General features: G+C 73.8%; 20 protein-coding genes. 11 read left to right on the top strand and 9 right to left on the bottom strand.

The annotated features are described in order from the left end of the window. Positions 1–47: 47 nt before the first annotated feature. Together ACWH4W_RS26245 and ACWH4W_RS26240 are read right to left on the bottom strand one after the other, a co-directional pair. Positions 48–248, bottom strand: a complete 201-nt coding sequence (locus ACWH4W_RS26245) for a DUF5999 family protein (RefSeq protein WP_473078318.1) — start codon at positions 246–248, stop codon at positions 48–50. Positions 249–576: 328 nt separating this feature from the next. Beyond that, positions 577–1,161: a hypothetical protein gene (locus tag ACWH4W_RS26240; RefSeq protein ID WP_473078317.1), complete on the bottom strand. Its 585-nt coding sequence runs from the start codon at positions 1,159–1,161 to the stop codon at positions 577–579. 562 nt (positions 1,162–1,723) lie between these two features. Between ACWH4W_RS26240 and ACWH4W_RS26235 the strand changes: the two genes are divergently transcribed. Further along, positions 1,724–3,244, top strand: a complete 1,521-nt coding sequence (locus ACWH4W_RS26235) for a glutamate-cysteine ligase family protein (protein ID WP_473078316.1) — start codon at positions 1,724–1,726, stop codon at positions 3,242–3,244. A gap of 79 nt (positions 3,245–3,323) precedes the next feature. Then, positions 3,324–4,127, top strand: coding sequence for a CPBP family intramembrane glutamic endopeptidase (locus ACWH4W_RS26230; protein WP_473078315.1), 804 nt, complete (start codon positions 3,324–3,326; stop codon positions 4,125–4,127). Positions 4,128–4,187: 60 nt separating this feature from the next. Here ACWH4W_RS26230 and ACWH4W_RS26225 read toward each other — a convergent pair whose 3' ends face one another. Continuing rightward, complete coding sequence (locus ACWH4W_RS26225; RefSeq protein ID WP_473078314.1) at positions 4,188–5,006, bottom strand: PhzF family phenazine biosynthesis protein; 819 nt, start codon at positions 5,004–5,006, stop codon at positions 4,188–4,190. 107 nt (positions 5,007–5,113) lie between these two features. On the opposite strand from ACWH4W_RS26225, the gene ACWH4W_RS26220 reads away from it, so the two are divergent. Next, entirely contained in the window at positions 5,114–5,749 is a 636-nt protein-coding gene (locus ACWH4W_RS26220; RefSeq protein WP_473078313.1) for a PadR family transcriptional regulator, read from the top strand. Between the two features lie 86 nt (positions 5,750–5,835). On the opposite strand, the gene ACWH4W_RS26215 is transcribed toward ACWH4W_RS26220, so the two are convergent. After that, positions 5,836–7,053 (bottom strand): IS30 family transposase, encoded by a 1,218-nt coding sequence (locus tag ACWH4W_RS26215; protein ID WP_473078312.1) that lies wholly within the window; start codon positions 7,051–7,053, stop codon positions 5,836–5,838. A gap of 190 nt (positions 7,054–7,243) precedes the next feature. Between ACWH4W_RS26215 and ACWH4W_RS26210 the strand changes: the two genes are divergently transcribed. The 3 genes from ACWH4W_RS26210 (at position 7,244) to ACWH4W_RS26200 (ending at position 10,114) form a co-directional block, all read left to right on the top strand. Then, positions 7,244–7,777 carry a peptidase gene (locus ACWH4W_RS26210; protein ID WP_473078311.1) on the top strand — a complete coding sequence of 178 codons (534 nt, stop codon included), beginning with the start codon at positions 7,244–7,246 and terminating at the stop codon, positions 7,775–7,777. 151 nt (positions 7,778–7,928) lie between these two features. Beyond that, positions 7,929–8,930: an EamA family transporter gene (locus ACWH4W_RS26205; protein ID WP_473078310.1), complete on the top strand. Its 1,002-nt coding sequence runs from the start codon at positions 7,929–7,931 to the stop codon at positions 8,928–8,930. A 224-nt stretch (positions 8,931–9,154) separates the two neighbouring features. Continuing rightward, complete coding sequence (locus ACWH4W_RS26200; protein WP_473078309.1) at positions 9,155–10,114, top strand: DMT family transporter; 960 nt, start codon at positions 9,155–9,157, stop codon at positions 10,112–10,114. A gap of 651 nt (positions 10,115–10,765) precedes the next feature. Here the strand turns inward: ACWH4W_RS26200 and ACWH4W_RS26195 are convergent. Further along, positions 10,766–11,452, bottom strand: coding sequence for a pyridoxamine 5'-phosphate oxidase family protein (locus tag ACWH4W_RS26195; protein WP_473078308.1), 687 nt, complete (start codon positions 11,450–11,452; stop codon positions 10,766–10,768). Positions 11,453–11,487: 35 nt separating this feature from the next. Between ACWH4W_RS26195 and ACWH4W_RS26190 the strand changes: the two genes are divergently transcribed. Then, positions 11,488–12,825, top strand: a complete 1,338-nt coding sequence (locus tag ACWH4W_RS26190) for an aminotransferase class I/II-fold pyridoxal phosphate-dependent enzyme (RefSeq protein ID WP_473078307.1) — start codon at positions 11,488–11,490, stop codon at positions 12,823–12,825. A gap of 85 nt (positions 12,826–12,910) precedes the next feature. Here ACWH4W_RS26190 and ACWH4W_RS26185 read toward each other — a convergent pair whose 3' ends face one another. Beyond that, positions 12,911–13,861 carry a DMT family transporter gene (locus tag ACWH4W_RS26185; RefSeq protein ID WP_473078306.1) on the bottom strand — a complete coding sequence of 317 codons (951 nt, stop codon included), beginning with the start codon at positions 13,859–13,861 and terminating at the stop codon, positions 12,911–12,913. Between the two features lie 75 nt (positions 13,862–13,936). Here ACWH4W_RS26185 and ACWH4W_RS26180 point away from each other — a divergent pair, with 75 nt between their 5' ends. Next, complete coding sequence (locus ACWH4W_RS26180; protein ID WP_473078305.1) at positions 13,937–14,917, top strand: LysR family transcriptional regulator; 981 nt, start codon at positions 13,937–13,939, stop codon at positions 14,915–14,917. Here the strand turns inward: ACWH4W_RS26180 and ACWH4W_RS26175 are convergent. After that, a complete protein-coding gene (locus ACWH4W_RS26175; RefSeq protein ID WP_473078304.1) occupies positions 14,892–15,362 on the bottom strand; it encodes a pyridoxamine 5'-phosphate oxidase family protein in 471 nt (156 codons plus the stop codon). The two genes, ACWH4W_RS26180 and ACWH4W_RS26175, sit on opposite strands and share 26 nt — an antisense overlap. 74 nt (positions 15,363–15,436) lie before the next feature. Continuing rightward, positions 15,437–15,928 carry a Rieske (2Fe-2S) protein gene (locus ACWH4W_RS26170; protein ID WP_473078303.1) on the bottom strand — a complete coding sequence of 164 codons (492 nt, stop codon included), beginning with the start codon at positions 15,926–15,928 and terminating at the stop codon, positions 15,437–15,439. Positions 15,929–16,128: 200 nt separating this feature from the next. Between ACWH4W_RS26170 and ACWH4W_RS26165 the strand changes: the two genes are divergently transcribed. Together ACWH4W_RS26165 and ACWH4W_RS26160 are read left to right on the top strand one after the other, a co-directional pair. Further along, complete coding sequence (locus ACWH4W_RS26165; protein ID WP_473078302.1) at positions 16,129–16,893, top strand: HipA family kinase; 765 nt, start codon at positions 16,129–16,131, stop codon at positions 16,891–16,893. Continuing rightward, the gene (locus ACWH4W_RS26160; protein WP_473078301.1) at positions 16,890–17,273 is read left to right on the top strand and encodes a DUF3037 domain-containing protein; all 384 of its coding nucleotides are present in this window, start codon (positions 16,890–16,892) and stop codon (positions 17,271–17,273) included. The genes ACWH4W_RS26165 and ACWH4W_RS26160 overlap by 4 nt, the downstream gene beginning before the upstream one ends. A 108-nt stretch (positions 17,274–17,381) precedes the next feature. Here the strand turns inward: ACWH4W_RS26160 and ACWH4W_RS26155 are convergent, their stop codons facing one another. After that, positions 17,382–17,924 carry an excalibur calcium-binding protein gene (locus ACWH4W_RS26155; RefSeq protein WP_473078300.1) on the bottom strand — a complete coding sequence of 181 codons (543 nt, stop codon included), beginning with the start codon at positions 17,922–17,924 and terminating at the stop codon, positions 17,382–17,384. Positions 17,925–18,178: 254 nt separating this feature from the next. On the opposite strand from ACWH4W_RS26155, the gene fabG reads away from it, so the two are divergent. Continuing rightward, positions 18,179–18,940: a 3-oxoacyl-ACP reductase FabG gene (gene fabG, locus ACWH4W_RS26150; RefSeq protein WP_473078299.1), complete on the top strand. Its 762-nt coding sequence runs from the start codon at positions 18,179–18,181 to the stop codon at positions 18,938–18,940. Positions 18,941–18,944 lie beyond the last annotated feature (4 nt).

Raw genomic sequence — 18,944 nt, 5'->3', positions numbered from 1 at the left:
GTCGCGGGGGCGTCCCGCGGTCCGGCCCCTGTGTCGCCCGGCCCTGCTCAGGCGGACGTCAGCGTGGCGCCCCGGGACCGCTGCGGGGCGATGACCCTGCCGTCGGGCAGGAGTTCACCGGTGTCCTCGAAGAGCACGACACCGTTGCACAGCAGGCTCCAGCCCTGCTCCGGGTGGTGCGCCACGAGACGGGCGGATTCCCGGTCGGCGGAGTCGGCTGAGGGGCACGGTGGCTGGTGCTGGCACATGGGTGGGTTCTCTCGCTCCGTGATGACCTGTGAGTGGGCTGTCGTGTCAGTCGCGCGGCGTGAATCGTCGTTCATGGCCGCCCCCGTGGTGATGAGTCGGTCGGGATCCAGTGTTGCCCCACGGACGAGGATCCGCAGGCATTTCGCGGCACCGCTCCTCACCGGTTCAGGACGCGTCACCCACGCGGACGGTTCATCCCAACTGCACTGTCCTTTCGGGTGGTTCGTAGTGGCCGGATGGGGCTAGTCCGTACGCGCGCTCCCCGTCGCCCGACGCACGTACCCCGCCGTCCGGGGCGCGGGCGGCGGGGTGCGTGCAGGGGGCGGGTCAGGCCGGGGAGCCGAGCAGCCGGGTGGGCGTCACGCGGTGGGTCAGCACCGGGAGCAGGTCCGTGACCCGGTGCGGCCGGTGGGCCGCGATGCCGGGCGGGGCCGGGGCCAGCGGCACCAGCAGGTCGTCGGCGGCCGGGACGCCGGCGGCGCCGTCGGCCTCCGTGTCGCCGTGCAGCCACAGCGCCAGCATGTACAGGCCGGGCACCGACAGCAGCCGGGGCTGGTACGGCTGGGCCATGGCCTCCGCCTGACGCAGCGCGAGTTCGGTGGACGTGATGTACGGGCCTTCGAAGAAGCGGGAGAAGGCCCATCCGTCGGCGGTGAGCACGGTGTCGGCGGCGGCCGCCGCGCGATCGCCGGTACGGATCAGGAAACGCCACCCGGCGAGCGTCGTCGAGGTCTCGCCGTCGGCGGTGACCCGGTCGAGGACGTGCACGGGCAGCGGGAGCTCGGGTGAGACGGGCCCCTGGGCGCGGAGCAGCGAGGGAGTTCGGGCGTCGCGCACGGCGGTCGGCGACGAGAGCGCGGTCAGGACGGAACGCAGTGCGGGCGCGGGAGCCGGGGGTACGTGCAGCGGCATGGTGGGTCGCCTCTCATTCGAAGGCACAGTGGCGCGAGGGCGGGGCGTGCGGTGCGGACGGCGCTGTCAGCTCGCGAAGGTCAGAGAGGCAGGGGCCGGAGGGTCTGAGCGGGAGACGGGGGTGAGGAGAGCCGCACGCCGTCTCACGGCTGGATCACTCGACCGTGGGCGCCAACCTGGATCTGCCTTGTGCAGGGAGTTTATACGACACGGGTTGAGACTATGTTTCGTCTAGCTCTTCCCGGTGACCCGAGCAAGGATATTTCAGGTCGGCGATATGCGAAAAAGATGCCGATTTCCCAAAGGGTTCACCGCACTGACCTCGGGCCGTGACCGCCGTACGGTCGGCCTATTCCGGTCGGCGTTTTTCACGAGTTCGCAACCGCGTGTCGATGCGCCTTCCCGCGTATTGCCTCGTGAATGTGCCACTGGACACCTCGACAGAGTAGCGGGCGCCACACGGATCCGGGGCGTTATCGATCGCATCCGCGGGGCATCCTTGCTTGTGGACCGGGACCCCGGCGGCCGATCTTCGGTACGCCATCCGAGGAGGGACGCTTCGATGGGGGAAAAGGTCGTGGCGGGTCAGTTCGACCTGTCCGATCGCCAGCGCTACCGCGAGAAGCTCCACAGGTGCCTGACGGGCCTGGAGCGACTCCTGACGGAGAAGCGGTTCGACCGCCCCAAGAACCTGATGGGGCTGGAGATCGAGCTCAATCTCGCGGGCGCCGACGGCATGCCGAAAATGTTGAATGCGCAAGTCCTCGAGCGCATCGCGAGCCGTGACTTCCAAACGGAACTCGCGATGTTCAACCTGGAAGTGAACATCGCCCCCCACCGGCTGGGCGGGCGCGTTTTCGACCAGCTCGACGAGGAACTGCGGACCTCGCTCGCCTACGCCGACCGCAAGGCCGAAGAGGTGGACGCGGGTATCGTGATGATCGGTATTCTGCCGACGCTCGACCGTGACGACCTCGTCTCCTCCAACCTCTCCGACGTCGACCGCTACGCGCTGCTCAACGATCAGATCGTGGCCGCGCGCGGTGAGGACTTCACCCTCGACATCGACGGCGTGGAGCACCTCAGGTGCACGTCGAAGTCGATCGCCCCGGAGGCCGCCTGCACCTCGGTGCAGCTGCACCTCCAGGTCACGCCGGAACGGTTCCCCGACGTGTGGAACGCGGCGCAGGCCGTCGCCGCCGCGCAGATCGCGGTCGGCGCCAACTCGCCCTTCCTGTTCGGCCGCGAGCTGTGGCGCGAGTCCCGGCCGCCGCTGTTCCAGCAGTCCACCGACACCCGCCCGCCCGAGCTGCAGGCGCAGGGTGTGCGGCCGCGCACCTGGTTCGGGGAGCGCTGGGTGACGTCGGCGTTCGACCTCTTCGAGGAGAACCTGCGCTACTTCCCGGCCCTGCTGCCCATCTGCGAGGACGAGGACCCGCTCGAGGTGCTGGACCGCGGCGGCGTGCCCTCGCTCGCCGAACTCGTCCTGCACAACGGCACCATCTACCGCTGGAACCGCCCCGTCTACGACATCGCCGACGGCGTGCCCCACCTGCGCGTGGAGAACCGCGTGCTGCCCGCGGGACCGACCGTGACCGACGTGGTGGCCAACGCGGCCTTCTACTACGGCGTCGTCCGCGCCCTCGCCGAGGACGCCCGCCCGGTGTGGAGCCGGCTGCCCTTCGAGGCCGCCGCCGCCAACTTCGACGCCGCCTGCAAGGACGGCATCGACGCCCGCTTCACCTGGCCCCGGCGCGGACGCCTCGGCGGCCTGGGCGAGGTGGACGCGGTCACCCTCGTACGGGAGGAGCTGCTGCCGCTCGCCGAGGCCGGGCTGGACGCGTGGGGGATCGAGCCCGCCGACCGGGACCGGTACCTCGGGGTGATCGAGGAACGCTGCCGACGGCGGGTGAACGGCGCGTCCTGGCAGACCGCCACGTTCCACCGGGCGCTGGACCTCGGGCTCGGCCGGGAGGAGGCGCTGGCGGCCACCACCCGCCGCTACCGCGAGCTGACCCGGCAGGGCGACCCCGTGCACACCTGGCCGGTCGGGCTGCCCGAACCGGTGCCGACGAGGGCCTGACCGCCGCCCCGGACCCGCGGCCGGCCGCACAGGTCCTGCCTTCATACTGATCGGACCGATCGGTGATGGGGAGGCAGGGGTGCAGGCGGAGGCGGCGGGCCCGGGGGGCGATGCGTATCGGGAGCGGACGCTCTCGCGGCGGACGCTGCGCGACGAGACACTGCTCGTCCTCGCGCTGTCGCTCGGCGCGAGCGGCGTGTCCGCGCTGATCAGTTTCATCGGCTCGGTCACCAGGCCGGGCGGTCTGAAGGACCAGGCGGCCACCCTCAACGCCTCGGCCGCGCCGGGCCGCCCCTGGCTGGACCTCGCCTGGCAGCTGTTCGGCATCACCACCGCGCTGGTGCCGGTGGCCCTGGTCGCGCACCTGCTGCTGCGGGAGGGCGCCGGGCTGCGCGTCCTCGGCTTCGACCGCGCCCGGCCCTGGTCCGACCTCGGCCGCGGCGCCGTGATCGCGGCGGTCATCGGCAGCAGCGGCATCGCCTTCTACCTGGCCGTGCGCGCGCTCGGCTTCAATCTCACCGTGGTGCCGGAGGCGCTGCCCGAGGTGTGGTGGAAGTACCCCGTGCTGATCCTGTCGGCCGCGCAGAACTCGATCCTCGAGGAGGTCGTCGTCGTCGGCTATCTGCTGCGCCGGCTCGACCAGCTCGGCTGGTCGCCCACCGCCTCGATGGCGGGCAGCGCGCTGCTGCGCGGCTCGTACCACCTCTATCAGGGCATCGGCGGCTTCATCGGCAACATGGTCATGGGCGTGGTGTTCGTCTACCTGTACCGCCGCTGGGGCCGCGTCGGGCCACTGGTGGCCGCGCACACGTTCCTCGACATCGGCGCGTTCGTCGGCTACGCGCTGCTCGCGGGCAAGGTCGACTGGCTGCCGACGGCGTGAGCCGGGCGGAGGGGGGCGTACGGGCCGGCCGGTCGTACGCCCCTTTCGTCGTGCCGGGGGTCAGACCAGCAGGTCGCCCTCGATGACCGTCACCGCCCGGCCGCCGAGCAGGGTGCGGGCGCCGCGCACCTCGGTGCGGACGAGGCCGGAGCGCGGTGAGGCCTGGAGCCCGGTGAGGACGGCACGCCCGAGCCGCTGCGACCAGTACGGGGCGAGCGCGGTGTGGGCGCTTCCGGTGACCGCGTCCTCGTCGATGCCGACGTTGGGGAAGAAGCAGCGCGAGACGAAGTCGTGGGCCGCGTCCGGGTGCCCGGCGCGGGCGGTGGCGATGATCCCGCGCTCGGAGTAGGTCTTCAGAGCCTTGTGGTCGGGCCGCAGGGCGCGCACGGTCCGCTCGTCGGCCAGTTCGACCAGCAGGTCGCCGACGTTCGGGCCGGTGTCGAAGGCGGCCAGGACGGGCGCGCCGAGCGCCTCCGCGACGCCCTCGGGCACGTCGACGGCGGTGAGCGGGGCGGTGGGGAAGTCCAGGGTGACGGAGCCGTCCTCCTCCTCCTCCTCCTCCTCGGCGACCAGCACGCCGCTGCGCGTGGCGAACCGCACCGGGCCCTTGTGGGCGCCGGTGGTGTGCAGGACGTGCGCGGTGGCGAGCGTGGCGTGGCCGCACAGGGACACCTCGGTGACCGGCGTGAACCAGCGCAGCGCCCAGTCGGCCTCGCCGCCCTCGGGCAGCGGGTGGGCGAAGGCCGTCTCGGGGTGGTTGACCTCCAGGGCGACGTCCTGCAGCCAGGAGTCGTCCGGGAAGGCGTCGAGAAGCAGCACCCCGGCCGGGTTGCCGCTGAAGGGACGGTCGGTGAAGGCATCGACGATTCGGATCCGCATGCCCAGACGGTAGAGGGCGGGCGGGCGGCCCCGGGGTCGAGGGCCTTGTCGGTCGGCTGGTTCCGATATATCGTTGAGATATCGCAATGGATCAACGGCGGGATGGGATGGGTGCGGTGCGTACCTACGGTCACGAGCACGGACACGGTGGCCCGCGGGGCGGGCGGGGCGGTGCCGAACGGCTGCGGGCGGCCTTCGGGCCCTTCGGTCCCGGTGGTCCGGGCGGACCCGGGGGGCTCTTCGGTCCCGGCTTCGGCCACGGCGGCCCCTGGGGCGGCCGAGGGCGCGGCGGGCCCAGGGGGAGGGCGCGGCGCGGTGACGTCCGCGCGTCGATCCTGGCTCTCCTGAAGGACCGCCCGATGCACGGTTACGAGATGATCCAGGAGATCGCCGAGCGCAGCGGCGGGGCGTGGAAGCCCAGCCCCGGATCGGTCTACCCCACGCTCCAGCTGCTGGAGGACGAGGGCCTGATCATCGGCGAGTCCGAGGGCGGCAAGAAGCTGTTCTCCCTCACCGAGGCCGGCCGCACGGCCGCCGAGGACGGTCCGGAGGCGCCCTGGGAAGAGGCCTCGCGCGGGGTGGACTGGGAGGCGCTGAGCGAGGTCCGGCAGGCCGGGTTCGGCCTGATGGAGGCCTTCGGGCAGGTCTGGAGGACGGGGAGCAAGGAGCAGCGTGCCAAGGCGCTCGCCGTCGTCGACGAGGCCCGCAAGAAGCTGTATCTGATCCTCGCGGATGAGCACTGAACCGACGGCCGACGGCCGGCGGGAGAGTTTGGGGGCGTGCGCTGGGGGCGGTTTCCAGGGGTCGTCGCAACACGTGGTCGTGTTGATCAGGCCGCGAGTAGTTTATGCAGGCGCTCGGCTGGGGTCTCCCAGCCGAGCGTTTTGCGTGGGCGGCCGTTGAGTTCGGCGGCCACGGCGTCGAGGTGCTCGCGGGTGTGGACCGAGAGGTCGGTGCCCTTGGGAAAGTACTGCCGGAGCAGGCCGTTGGTGTTCTCGTTCGAGCCGCGTTGCCAGGGGCTGGCCGGGTCGCAGAAGTAGACCGGGACGTCCGTGGCGACGGTGAACGCGCCATGGCCGCCCATCTCCGTTCCCTGGTCCCAGGTCAGAGACCGTCGGAGGTGGCTGGGCAGGGTCTGGACCGTGGTGACCAGCGCGTCCCGGACGCTCTCCGCGCCATGGTCGCCGGGCAGGTGCAGCAGCATGACGTAGCGGGTGGCGCGCTCGACCAGGGTGCCGATGGCCGACTTGCCGTCCTTGCCGATGATCAGATCACCCTCCCAGTGGCCGGGCACGGCCCGGTCTTCGGCTTCGGCCGGGCGCTCGCTGATCATGACCATGGGGGTGGCGAACCTGGGCCGGCGCTGCTGGGCCTGGCGGCGGGGCGTGCGCCGGGCACGTCCGGTGCGCAGGGCGCGGGCCAGCTCACGGCGGAGCTCTCCACGGCCCTGGACGTAGAGGGCCTGGTAGACCGTTTCGTGGACCACGTGCATCTCCGGCCGGTGGGGGAACTGGGTCCGAAGAGCCTGGCAGATCTGTTCCGGGCTCCACCGTATGTCCAGGTGGTCCTGGATGAAGTCCCGCAGCTCGGGGTTCTGGCGGATCTTGCCGGTCTTGGGCCGGGGCCGGCGGGCATCGGCGCGGGCCTGGGCGGCGTGCGGCCGGTAGGCACTGCTGCCCGGGTGGCGGTTGCGGCGGATCTCCCGGCTGATGGTGGACGGGCTGCGGCCCAGCTCCGCGGCGATCGCCCGCACAGTCGCCTTCTCCCTCAGCCGGTCGGCGATGTGAATGCGGTCTTCCTCGCGCAGGTAGCGGGACGGCCCGGAAGGCGCTGCCACCGCGTTGATCGGTGGCAGCGCCTTCCGGTTTCCGTATGCGTGACGTCCGTTGCGCCACTTCTGGCCGGTCCGCACGTCGATCCCGACAATCCGGCACGCTTCCCGGTTGCTCACACCCTGCTGCATGAGCCGGGAGTATGCCTCCCGCTCCCGAGTGAGCTTCTTCCTGCCCTGAGGCCTCGTCCGGTCCTTACGGATCTCGAAGTCCATCGCACCCCTTGAACTGGGGTGTTGCAACGACTCCTAGAACCCAAGGGGTGGCGTGCGCCCCTTAGGTGTGTGCGTTCTGATCTCGTTCCCAGGGAGGAGATTTCGCCACGCCGTGTCCGCTTCCCGTGGGACGCCAAGATGCGTCGCGCCGGGGATGTGCCGGGCTGCCCGGACTGATGGGGTGGGAGGTGTGCGAACCCGTGTCCCCCGGCAGCAGGCCCAGTGGCCCCAGGCGCAGGCCGCGCGCGGCGCGGACGACGACGCCGGGCTCGGCCCGGAGCTGGCGGCGGTGGTGGCCGGCGCCCGGCGCAGGGTGGTCCGGGACGGCGACCGGCAGATCGACACCGCGCATCTGCTGCACTCCCTGCTCGAGTCCGACCCCGGGGTGCGGGCCGCGTTCGGTGAGGGACCCACGGGGGCTCGGCTGCTCGGGTATCTGGTGCAGCGCAGCATCGGCTACGGACTGAGGTGGCAGAGGGCCGTCGAGGACTCGGACGGGCTGCCGGTCGTGGAGGGGGCGGCGGGGTTTTCGCCGCTCGCGGCGGGCTGTGTGGAGCGGGCGCGCGAGCGGGCCGCTCGCCGGGGCGGCGGGGCGGTCCGCGGGACGGATCTGCTGGCCGCGCTCGTCGCGGATCCGCAGGCGCGGGCTGTCGAGGTGCTGCGGCGGGCCGGGGTGGATCCCCATGACCTCACGGGTGAGGCGGACCGGAGTCCGGCGGGCTGAGCGGTGGGTCGCGGGGGCGGGTTTTTCTCCTCCCCTTCCGTGGGAGGGGGCTTCGCCCCCCGGCCCCCTCCGTGCGGTTCCGCGCGCCCGCGGAGGACGTGGGACGACAGGTGCCTCGGGGGGTGACGGTCCTGTCGAAGGCTGTCATCATGTGGCGGTGTCTACGACAGCTCCTCCCCGCAGCTCACGCGCCCGAGGCGCCGGGCTGACCCTCGCGCTGGTGTCCGCCGTGGCCTTCGGCGGCTCCGGCGTGGCGGCCAAGCCGCTGATCGAGGCGGGACTCGACCCGCTGCACGTCGTGTGGCTGCGGGTGGCGGGCGCGGCTCTCGTCATGCTGCCGCTGGCCGTCCGCCACCGCGGACTGCTGCGCCGCCGCCCCGCGCTGCTCGCCGGGTTCGGGCTGTTCGCCGTGGCCGGTGTGCAGGCCTGCTACTTCGCCGCGATCTCCCGCATCCCCGTCGGCGTCGCGCTGCTCGTCGAGTACCTGGCGCCCGCGCTCGTCCTCGGCTGGGTGCGGTTCGTGCAACGGCGGCCGGTGACCCGCGCCGCCGCCGTCGGCGCGGTGCTCGCCGTGGGCGGGCTGGCCTGCGTCGTCGAGGTGTGGGCGGGGCTCGGCTTCGACGCCCTCGGACTCGCGCTCGCGCTCGGCGCCGCCTGTTGCCAGGTCGGCTACTTCGTCCTGTCCGACCAGGGCAGCGACAGCGAGGAGGCCCCCGACCCGCTCGGCGTCATCGCGTACGGGCTGCTCATCGGCGCCGCCGTGCTGACCGTCATCGCCCGGCCCTGGTCCATGGACCGGTCCGTGCTCACCGGCACCGCCGCGATGGACGGCACGCCCGTCGCCGCCTTCCTGCTGCTGGGCTGGATCGTCCTGATCGCCACGGTCGCCGCGTACGCCACCGGGGTGCTGTCGGTGCGCCGCCTCTCGCCGCAGGTCGCCGGTGTCGTGGCCTGTCTGGAAGCGGTCATCGCCACCGTCCTCGCCTGGGTGCTGCTGGGCGAGCACCTGTCGGCGCCGCAGATCGTCGGCGGCGTGGTCGTGCTGACCGGCGCCCTCATCGCCCAGTCCTCCGCTCCGGCGAAGCCCTCCGAGGAACCCGTCGCGAGCGGCGGCCGCGAACGGGAGTTGTCCACGCCGGGAACCACCGCCTAAGGTGCTGATCATGCATACGCGCGCACGTGTTCTCCCGCCGCCGGCCGCCTGAGGCGGGTCCTCCGGCGCATGCGCCCGGCAGCGTGCCGGGCGTCGCGGTGCTGCCCGCAGACGAAGTCAGCGGACCCCGGTTCCCCGGCCCCGGCCGGGCCTGAGCCGGGCTCCCTTCCGAACGTCCGCGCCCACGCCGACGCGTGGTGCGCGCCTCTGCGGAGAGAGAACACGTGTCGAACAACGTCTCCGGCCTGCCCGTCGGGCGCGGCCTGATCTACCTCGTCGTCGCCGGCGCCGCCTGGGGCACCGCGGGCGCCGCCGCCTCGTTGGTCTACCGGACCAGCGACATGGGCCCCGTCGCCCTGTCCTTCTGGCGCTGCGCCGCCGGGCTCGCCGTGCTGTACGCGGCGCGGCTGCTGTTCGGGCGGTCCCGCGTCACCGCCCCCGCGCCGCCGGGCCGCCGGGTGGCGCGGGCCGTGGCCACCGGCATCGGGCTCGCGGTCTTCCAGACCGCGTACTTCGCCGCCGTCTCCGCGACGGGGCTCGCCGTGGCCACCGTCGTCACCCTGGGCGCCGGCCCGGTGCTGATCGCCGTCGGCGCCCGGCTCACCATGGGGGAGCGGCTGGGGCGCGGCGGCCTCGCGTCCGTCGCGGGTGCGCTCGTCGGACTCGTGGTGCTCGTCCTGGGCGGCGGGGGCGCGACCGTGGACCCGGTGGGGGTGCTGCTCGCCCTGCTGTCCGCCGTCGGCTACTCCGCGATGACCCTGCTCACCCGCTGGTGGGGGCGGGACGGCGGCACCGACTCGTCCGGTGCGACCGTCGGTGCGTTCGCCGTCACCAGCCTGGTACTTCTGCCGTTCGCCGCGGTCGAGGGGCTGCTGCCGCACACCGACGCGCCCGGCACCCTGCTGCTCCTGCTGGCCTACGTCGCGACCGTGCCGACCGCGCTGGCCTACGGCCTCTACTTCGCGGGCGCCGCGGTCGTCCGGTCGGCGACCGTGTCCGTGATCATGCTGCTCGAACCGGTCAGCGCGGCGGTGCTGGCCGTCGTCCTCCTCGGCGAACACCTCACGGCGGCGACGCTGGTCGGCACCCTGCTGATGCTGGGGTCGGTGGCGGGCCTCGCGGTCGGCGAGGCGCGGGACGCGCGGGCCGCCCGTGGAACGCGGGGGGACACCGTCCCGGCCTGAGGTGAGCGAGGGCGCCGCCGGTCGACCGGCGGCGTCCCGCCCGTGGCCGCCGGGTGTCACCGCCGCATCAGCGACCCCGCCCGCAGGACGTGTCCCCGTGCTGCCGCGTCCCGCGCGAACCCCGTTCCGACAGGCCGTCGGCCATGCGGTCCCGGACCGTCTGCGACCGCTTGCCCGCGTCCGCGGACTCGGCCCGGACGTCGGTCGCTTCCAGCCGGAGGCCGCGGACGCCGGACAGGAGTCTCCCGTACGGGGCCTCGCCCGGTGCGGAGCCGTCCTCCGGCTGGACGTGGCCGACCCGGCGGTTCAGCGATGCCGTCCCCTCCGCCGGGTCGTCCACGAGGCGGGCGCGGCAGCGCGCCCGCACGGCGGCGCAGAGGCCGGCCGGGGAACCGGGCTCGGCCTGCCGGGGGCCGGGACGGACGGGTAGGCGTCGGCCACGCCCGGCAGGAGGTCCGGAGCGGCCTCGGTCGCCGGCCGGAGCGGGCGAGGTGCGTCACCGCCTCGCCGCGGTCGGCGTCGTGGGCGAAGGGCGGGGGCCGGACGCGGGGCGGTGCGTCCGGTGGGCCCTTGACCGCGAGCCGGCCGAGGCCGCGGGTGGCGGACCACCGTCGCCAGGGGGCGTCGCGCGGTGCGTCCAAGGGGGCGGCATCACAAGGCCGTCAGATAGCCGGGGACCTCGGCGCCGGGGGCCAGGCCCGGGTCCGGCTCGGGGGTGCCGTAGACCGTGCGGACCGGGAGGACGCCCGCCCAGTGGGGCAGGGACAGGTCCTCGGGTTCGTCGTTGACACCGCCGGTGCGCGCCTTGGCGGAGACCTCGTCGAGGCGGAGGCGGAGCACCGCCGTGGCGGCCAGTTCCTTCTTGTCGGCCGGGCGGGAGTCGGCGGCGCGGCCCGGCACGACGTGGTCGACCAGGGCGTCGAGCGCCCGCCGCTTCTCCTCCGGGTCGGTCACGTCGTACGCCGTGCCGTGCACGACCACGGAGCGGTAGTTGACCGAGTGGTGGAAGGCGGAGCGGGCCAGCACCAGGCCGTCGACGTGAGTGACCGTGAGGCACACGGGGAGCCCCTCGTCGGACCGGGCGGCGGTGCGCAGCGGGCGGGAGCCGGTGGAGCCGTGGACGTAGAGGACCTCGCCGACGCGGCCGTAGAGCGTGGGCAGGACGACCGGGGCGCCGTCCCGGACGAAGCCGAGGTGGCAGACGTAACCCTCGTCGAGTATCGCGTGCACCACGTCCTTGTCGTACCCCGCGCGCTGGGCGGCGCGGGTGGGGACGGTGCGCGCGGTGGGCGTGTAGGCGGCGTCGGGTCGCCGCTGCGGTGACTGGGGCCCCTGCATGGCCAGCTCCATTGTACTAGTGCATAATGAGATTTGTGATAGGAGAGTATCGGATCAGTGGGCGGCGCGCAGCGGACATTTCCGCGAGCATCGAGCGGGCGGTGGCGGAGGGCACCCTGCAGCCGGGTGAACTACTGCCCCCCATGCGGGAGTTGGCCGAGCGACTCGGGGTGAACCCGAACACCGTGGCCGCCGCGTACCGGACCCTGCGCGAGCGCGGGGTCATCGAGACCGCGGGCCGGCGGGGGAGCCGGGTGCGGCCCAAGCCGGCCACCACCGCCCGCGAACTGATCCGGGTGGAGGCCCCGCCGGGCGTGCGCGACCTGTCCGACGGCAATCCCGACCCCGCGCTGCTGCCCGCGCTGGCCGGTGCCTTCGCGGCCGCCGCGGCGCGGGGCGACCGGGAGCCGGTGCTGTACGGGCATGCCCCCGTCGATCCCGGACTGGAGCGGCTGGCGCGGGCCGGGCTGGACGCCGACGGGGTGCCGGACGGCCCGCTCGCCGTCACCTCGGGCGCGCTGGACGCCGTGGAGCGGGTGCTCGCCGCCCATCTGCGGACCGGGGACGCGGTGGTGGTGGAGGACCCGGGGTGGGGGAGTCTGCTGGACCTGGTCCCCGCGCTCGGCCTGCGCACCGTGCCGGTGGCCGTCGACGACGAGGGACCGCTGCCCGACGACGTGCGCGGGGCGCTGGCGGGCGGGGCGCGGGCACTGATCGTCACCGACCGCGCACAGAACCCGACCGGCGCCGCGCTGACCGCCGCACGCGCCCAGGCCCTGCGCGCGGTGCTCGCCGACCACCCCGAGACGCTGCTGATCGAGGACGACCACGGGCATCACATCGTCGACCTGCCGCTGCACGCCCTCGCGGGCGCCACGCACCGCTGGGCCTTCTCCCGCTCGGCCGCCAAGGCGTACGGGCCCGATCTGCGCCTCGGGATCCTCACCGGCGACGCGCTCACCCTCGACCGGGTGCGCGGCCGGCAGCGGCTCGGGCCCGGCTGGGTCAGCCTGACCGTCCAGCGCGCGGTGGCACGGCTGTGGGCCGACGGCGCGGTGGACCCGGCGGCCGTCGCGGCGCGCTACGGGCGGCGCCGGGACGCGCTGGCCTCGGCGCTGCGACGGCGCGGGATCACGGCGCACGGGCGCAGCGGCATGAATCTGTGGGTGCCGGTCCCCGACGAGACCGGGGCGGTCGCCCGGCTGCTGCACGCCGGCTGGGCGGTGGCGCCCGGGGCGCGCTTCCGGATGAGCACGCCGCCGGGCATCCGCGTCACCGTCTCCACGCTCACGGAGGCGGAGATCGAACCGCTGGCCGAGGCGATCGCCTCGGCCGTGCGGCCCGGTGCTGGGGACCGGCGGACCCACGCCTGAGGGACGACGGCCCCGCCCCGCCGTGCCGGCTGTCTCGGTTCGACCTGGGTCGGTGCCGCCTCCGTCGGTACGGGGCCCCGCCCCGTCACGTCCGCCGTCTCGGTCTCACCTGCGTCAGCGCCGCGCCCGCCAGAACCACTGCCGCGCCGACCGGTGTCGACCAGGTCAGCGTCTCGCCCAGCAGCAGGACGCCGGCCGCGGCGGCGATGACCGGGACGAAGTAGGTGACCATCTGGCCGGTGGTCGGGCCGACCTCCGCGACGATGCCGTACTGGACGAGGACCGCCAGGCCCGTGCCGAGCGTGCCCAGCGCGGCGATCGCCAGCAGCGGTCCGACCGCCAGGCCCGACGGAGCCGACGTGAACAACGGGGTCACGATGGCCAGTTGCACCGTCGCGAGCAGCAGTTGGCCGCCGGTCAGCGACAGGTGGGAGTGGCTGCTGCCGGCGAGGGTGCGGCGCACGTAGATCCAGCCGACGGGGTAGCTCAGCGAGGCGATCAGGGCCAGGGTCGTGCCGCGCGCGTCCAGGCCCTCGAAGCCCTGCCACGCCCCCAGCACGGTCAGCACCCCGAGGAAGCCCAGGGCCAGCCCGGCCACCCGCACCCGGGTCGGCCGGTCCTCGCGCAGTGCCACCAGGGACAGCGCCATGCCCCACAGCGGGGAGGTCGCGTTGCAGATGCCGGCCAGGGTGGACGGGATCGTCAGTTCCGCGAAGGCGAACAGCGAGAACGGCAGGGCGTTCAGCAGGAAACCGGCGACCGCCAGATGCCCCCAGGTGCGGGCGCCGCGCGGCAGCCCCTCCCGCCGCACCGCCATGGCCACCGCCAGCACGGCCGTGCCGAACGCCAGCCGCCCCAGGGTGACCTGGAACGGGGCGTAGCCCTGTGTGCCCACCTTGATGAGGAGGAAGCTGAAGCCCCAGATCAGGGACAGGGCGGCGAAGCGCAGCCGCCAGTCGAGGCGGGGACGGGCGGGTGCGGGGGCGGATCCGGCCGGATCCGGCGCGGTGGTGGTGGTCGCGGTGACGCTGCTCATGCCGGTAACGATGAAGCAGACTCATCTCGTAGCACAATCGAGAATTCGCACGCGGTATCTCGTAGCATCGCTTACATGTTGAACCTGGAGCGCCTGCGCACCCTCGACGCCCTCGCCCGGCACGGCTCGGTCAGCGGCGCGGCGGAGGGGCTGCACATCACCACCTCGGCCGTCTCCCAGCAGATGGCCAAGCTGGAACGCGAGGTCGGCCAGCGGCTCCTCGCCAAGCACGGGCGCGGTGTGCGGCTCACGGACGCGGGCCGGCTGCTCGCCGAACACGCCGCGCGCATCCTGTCCCAGGTGGAACTGGCCCAGGCCGACCTGGAGGCGCAGCGCGGTCAGGTCGCGGGCGAACTGCGGATCTCCGCCTTCCCGACCGCCGCCCGCGGACTGTTCCCGCTCGCGCTCGCCGGCCTGCGGGAACGGCACCCGGCCCTGCGGGTGCGGTCGCGGGAGCTGGAGCCCGAGAACGGCATCCGGGGCGTGGTCCGCGGCGACCTCGACCTCGCGGTGGTGCTCGACTGGTACAACAAGCCGATGCCGCTGCCCGACGGGCTGGTCAAGGCCCTGCTGCTGGACGACCCGGCCGACGTCGCGCTGCCGGCCGGCCATCCGCTCGCGGGCCGTGCGGAGATCGACCTCGCCGAGCTGGCCGAGGACGAGTGGATCACCTGGGGCGAGGGCGAGTTCTGCCATGAGTGGCTGATGTTCACCCTGCGCTCCAAGGGCGTCGAACCGATCGTCGCCCACCGTGCCGCCGAGAGCCACACCCAGCTCAACCTGGTCGCGGCGGGGCTCGGGGTGTGCATCGCGCCGCTGCTGGGCCGCGACCCGCTGCCCGGCGGGGTGGTGACCGTGCCGCTGCGGCAGCGCATCCGGCGGCACGTGTTCGTCGTCTGGCGCGCCGACGCCGACCGCCGCCCGTCGATCCGGGCGGCGGTGCGGGCGCTGCGGGCGGCGGGGGAGCGCTTCGGGGACGCCCCCGGGGACGGCATCCCCCCGGCCACCGTCCCGGAGGATGCCGCGCCGGTCAGGACGGGTGCGACAGCTTCCTGAAGTCCCAGGACACGGCCTTCTCCGGGGTCAGCCGCAGCCACGCGTGCCGGCCGTCGTGCGGCATCTCGTCCAGGCCGAAGTACTTCCGGGCGAACAGCGTCTCCGGTACGTCCAGTTCCGCCCGCAGCTCGCCGGTGCGCGGGATCTCGCCCACGAACTCCACCCGCCCGGCGAGCTCCGCGCCGCGCAGCTCGCCGTACTCCTCGCCCGTGTCGACCGCGACCGCCACCCGCGGGTCACGCCGCAGATCCGCGAACCGCCTGCTGCGCACCACGGAGTACAGCCACATCGAGCCTCCGTCCCACACGAACCACAGGGCGCTCACGTGCGGCATGCCGTCGGCGGACACCGTGGCGACCCGGCAGGTGCGCTGCTCGGTGAGGAAGTCGTCCAGCTCCCCGGGCGTCATCATGATCTTGCGACCCCGGCGCTGCGTGGCGGTCATACGGCCCCTCCTGCGGTCCTGCTGTGCTTGTGCCCGTGCACGGAATTCCCCCATCGTGCACGGGCGGCGTTGGTTCAGGCGAGGGTGATGGAGTCGCCGTCGACGGTGATCCGCACCGCGGGCAGCGGCTTGGTCGCCGGACCGCTGCTCACGCTGCCGTCGGCGATGGAGAAGTTGCTGTTGTGGCAGGGGCAGTTGATGAGCCCGTCGGAGACGCTCTTCACCGCGCAGCCCTGGTGGGTGCAGGTCGCGGAGAACGCCTTGAACTCGCCCGCCGACGGCTGGACGACCACCACCTGCTGGTCGGCGAACACCTTGCCGCCGCCCTCGGGGATGTCGGCGGTCGACGCGAGCGGCGTGCCGCCGGCGGCGTCCCCGCCGGAACCGTCGGCGGTGCCGCCGCCGTTCGCGGCGTCGTCCGCCGCGCCGCCGGACCCCGCCGAGGCGGGCGCGTCGTCGTCGGAACCCCCGCACGCGGTCAGCGCCACGGCGAGGCCGGCCGCCCCCGCGGCCGCCACCACGGTACGGCGGGCGGGTCCCGATGCGGGCTGGAACGATACGGTCATGCCGGTGTGTCCCTTCCGGGGATGGAGCATGGTCTGGGAACAGGTACGGTCAGCGGGCCCACGCTGTTCAAGCAGCGCCGACAGCTTCGCCCACGCGCGGTCGGAGGGGCGTAAGCCGGCGCTGTCGTTCGCCTGTCGGTCACCTGCGGCCGCCACCGGGCCGCCTCCTACGTGCGGCGACACGCCAGTAGCCTGGGGCGATGCTCAAGGAAGTCATCGCGACCCGATTCATCGCGCCGCTGCGCGAGGGCGGCTCGCTCCCGGGACTGATCGAGGCGGACGACCTCGGCACCTACGCGCTGAAGTTCACCGGTGCCGGACAGGGCCGCAAGACGCTCGTCGCCGAGGTCGTCTGCGGGGAACTGGCCCGCCGGCTGGGGCTGCGGGTGCCGCGCCTGGTCACCGTGGAACTCGACCCGGTGCTCGGGCTCGGCGAACCCGACCCGGAGGTCCAGCAGTTGCTGAAGTCCAGCGGCGGCACCAACCTCGGGACGCGCTTCCTCTCCGGCGCCCTCGGCTTCGACCCGCTCGCCTTCGAGGTGAGCTCCGAGGAGGCCGGCCGGATCGTGTGGTTCGACGCGCTGGTCAACAACGTCGACCGCTCCTGGCGCAACCCCAACATGCTGCACCTGCGCGGGGAACTGTGGCTCATCGACCACGGCGCGACCATGATCTGGCACCACAACTGGCCCGGTGCCGAAACCTCCGCCGCCCGCCCCTACGACGCCTCCGACCACGCCCTGCGCGGCGCCGCGCCGGACGTCGCCGCGGCGGCCGCGGACCTCGCCCCGCGCGTCACCGAGGACCTGCTGGCCGAGGTCACCGCCCAGATCCCCGACGTCTGGCTGGCCGGAGAACCCGGTTTCGACAGCCCCGACGACCTCCGGCGCGCCTACGCCCGCCCGCTGCTCGCCCGCGCCGACGGGATCCACCACCGCATCGAGGGCCTCGAGGGGGACCGGTGAGCGACCTGCACGTCTACGAGTACGCCCTGCTGCACGTCGTGCCGCGGATCGAACGCGGCGAGCGCATCAACGCGGGGGTGCTGGTGTACTGCCGGCCCCTGTCCTACGCCGGGGCCCGCACCCACCTCGACGAGGCGCGGCTGCTGGCCCTCGACCCCGCCGCCGACGTGCCCGGCGTACGGGCCGCGCTGCGCGCGGTCGAGGACGTCTGCGCCGGCGGCGACCCGGCGGGCCAGGCGGCCCACGACGACGCGGGCCGCCGCTTCCGCTGGCTGGTCGCCCCCCGCTCGACGATCGTCCAGCCGGGCCCGGTCCACACCGGCCTCACGGCCGACCCGGAGGCGGAGACGGAGCGGTTGCTGGACCTGCTGGTCCGCTAGGGCACGCGGTGCCGGGTGGGCGGTCGCCGCGCCGGACGCGGGGAGGGGCGGGGCGGATGCGGGGTGCGCCGGACGCGGGCCGGGGTGGACGCGGGCCGGGAGCCGTCGTCAGACGCGGCGGCGCCGGACGACGTAGCCGGTGGCGAGCAGGGAGCCCGTCACGAACGTGGCGCCGATGCCCACGTCCCAGGTGGTCGGGCCGTTGCCCGAGGAGCCGCCCAGACCGCCCTGGACGCCGCGGGTCGGCGTGGCGGCGGCGGAGGTCCGCGTGGGCGTCGCGGTCGGGCCCGGGGAGCGGGTCGGTGACGCCGCGGCGGTCGCGGTCGGCGTCCGGGGCGGGGCCGCAGACGTCGGAGCGGCCGTCGTCGGGGCCGCCGTCGTCGGGGTCGCCGGGCGCGAGGACGGGGCCGGGCGGAAGGTGGAGGAGGTCAGGCCGCGGCGCGGCAGGGCCTCGCAGGCGATGCCGTCGTCCGGGCCGGGGTCCTCGTCGAGCCGGTGCGGATCGCTGCGGTCCGTCTCGAAGAAGGTCTGCGCGTCCTCCTGGTAGGTGAAGTCGCCGCAGTCCAGGTCCTGGGCGTGGGCGAGGTCGGCCATCGGCACGATCGCGGCGAGCGCGATCAGCGTGCCTAGGGCACCGGTGCGACGGCGCATCGAACGCCTCCTTTCCGGCCGCGGGGGTTCGCGCTTCGACGCTAGGTCCCGCCCGCCGCGGCGGCGCGCAGCGCTGGGCCGATCGGGTGCCGGACGGGCCCGGCCGGGCGCGGGGAATGGATCACACACGCGCGGTGCGCCGTTGACACCGGGTGCCAGGGCTTCTAGCGTCACGTCTGCTGAAGGTACTAAGCGGTCGCTCATCGATTCGAGCCGGCCGCAGGAGCCGCATCCCAAGGCGAGGAGAAGCAGGTATGTCCACCACTGAAGCGCGGGTCGCGGTCGTCACCGGCGCCGCGCGCGGCATCGGCGCCGCCACCGCCGTACGACTGGCCGCCGAGGGCCGCGCGGTCGCCGTGCTGGACCTCGACGAGGCCGCCTGCAAGGACACCGTCGAGAAGATCACCGCAGCCGGCGGCAAGGCGATCGCCGTCGGCTGTGACGTCTCCGACGAGGCGCAGGTCGAGGCGGCCGTCGCGCGCGTCGCCGAGGAGCTCGGCGCGCCGACCATCCTGGTCAACAACGCGGGCGTGCTGCGCGACAACCTGTTGTTCAAGATGAGCGTCTCCGACTGGGACACCGTCATGAACGTGCACCTGCGCGGTGCCTTCCTGATGTCGAAGGCCTGCCAGAAGCACATGGTGGACGCCGGTTTCGGCCGCATCGTCAACCTGTCGTCCTCCTCCGCGCTCGGCAACCGGGGCCAGGTCAACTACTCCGCCGCCAAGGCCGGTCTGCAGGGCTTCACCAAGACCCTCGCCAAGGAGCTCGGCAAGTTCGGCGTCACCGCCAACGCCGTCGCCCCCGGCTTCATCGCCACCGAGATGACCAAGGCCACCGCCGACCGCGTCGGCATGGGCTTCGAGGACTTCAAGGCCGCCGCCGCCACCCAGATCCCCGTCGCCCGCGTCGGCGAGCCCGAGGACGTCGCGGGCGCCATCGCCTTCTTCACCGCGGACGAGGCCGGCTTCGTCTCCGGCCAGGTGCTGTACGTGGCCGGCGGACCGCTCGACTAGGGGA

It is taken from the genome of Streptomyces sp. DSM 120436, from assembly GCF_055778765.1.
Note: the sequence above shows the minus strand (reverse complement) of the source record. Positions and strands in the feature narration are given on the sequence as shown.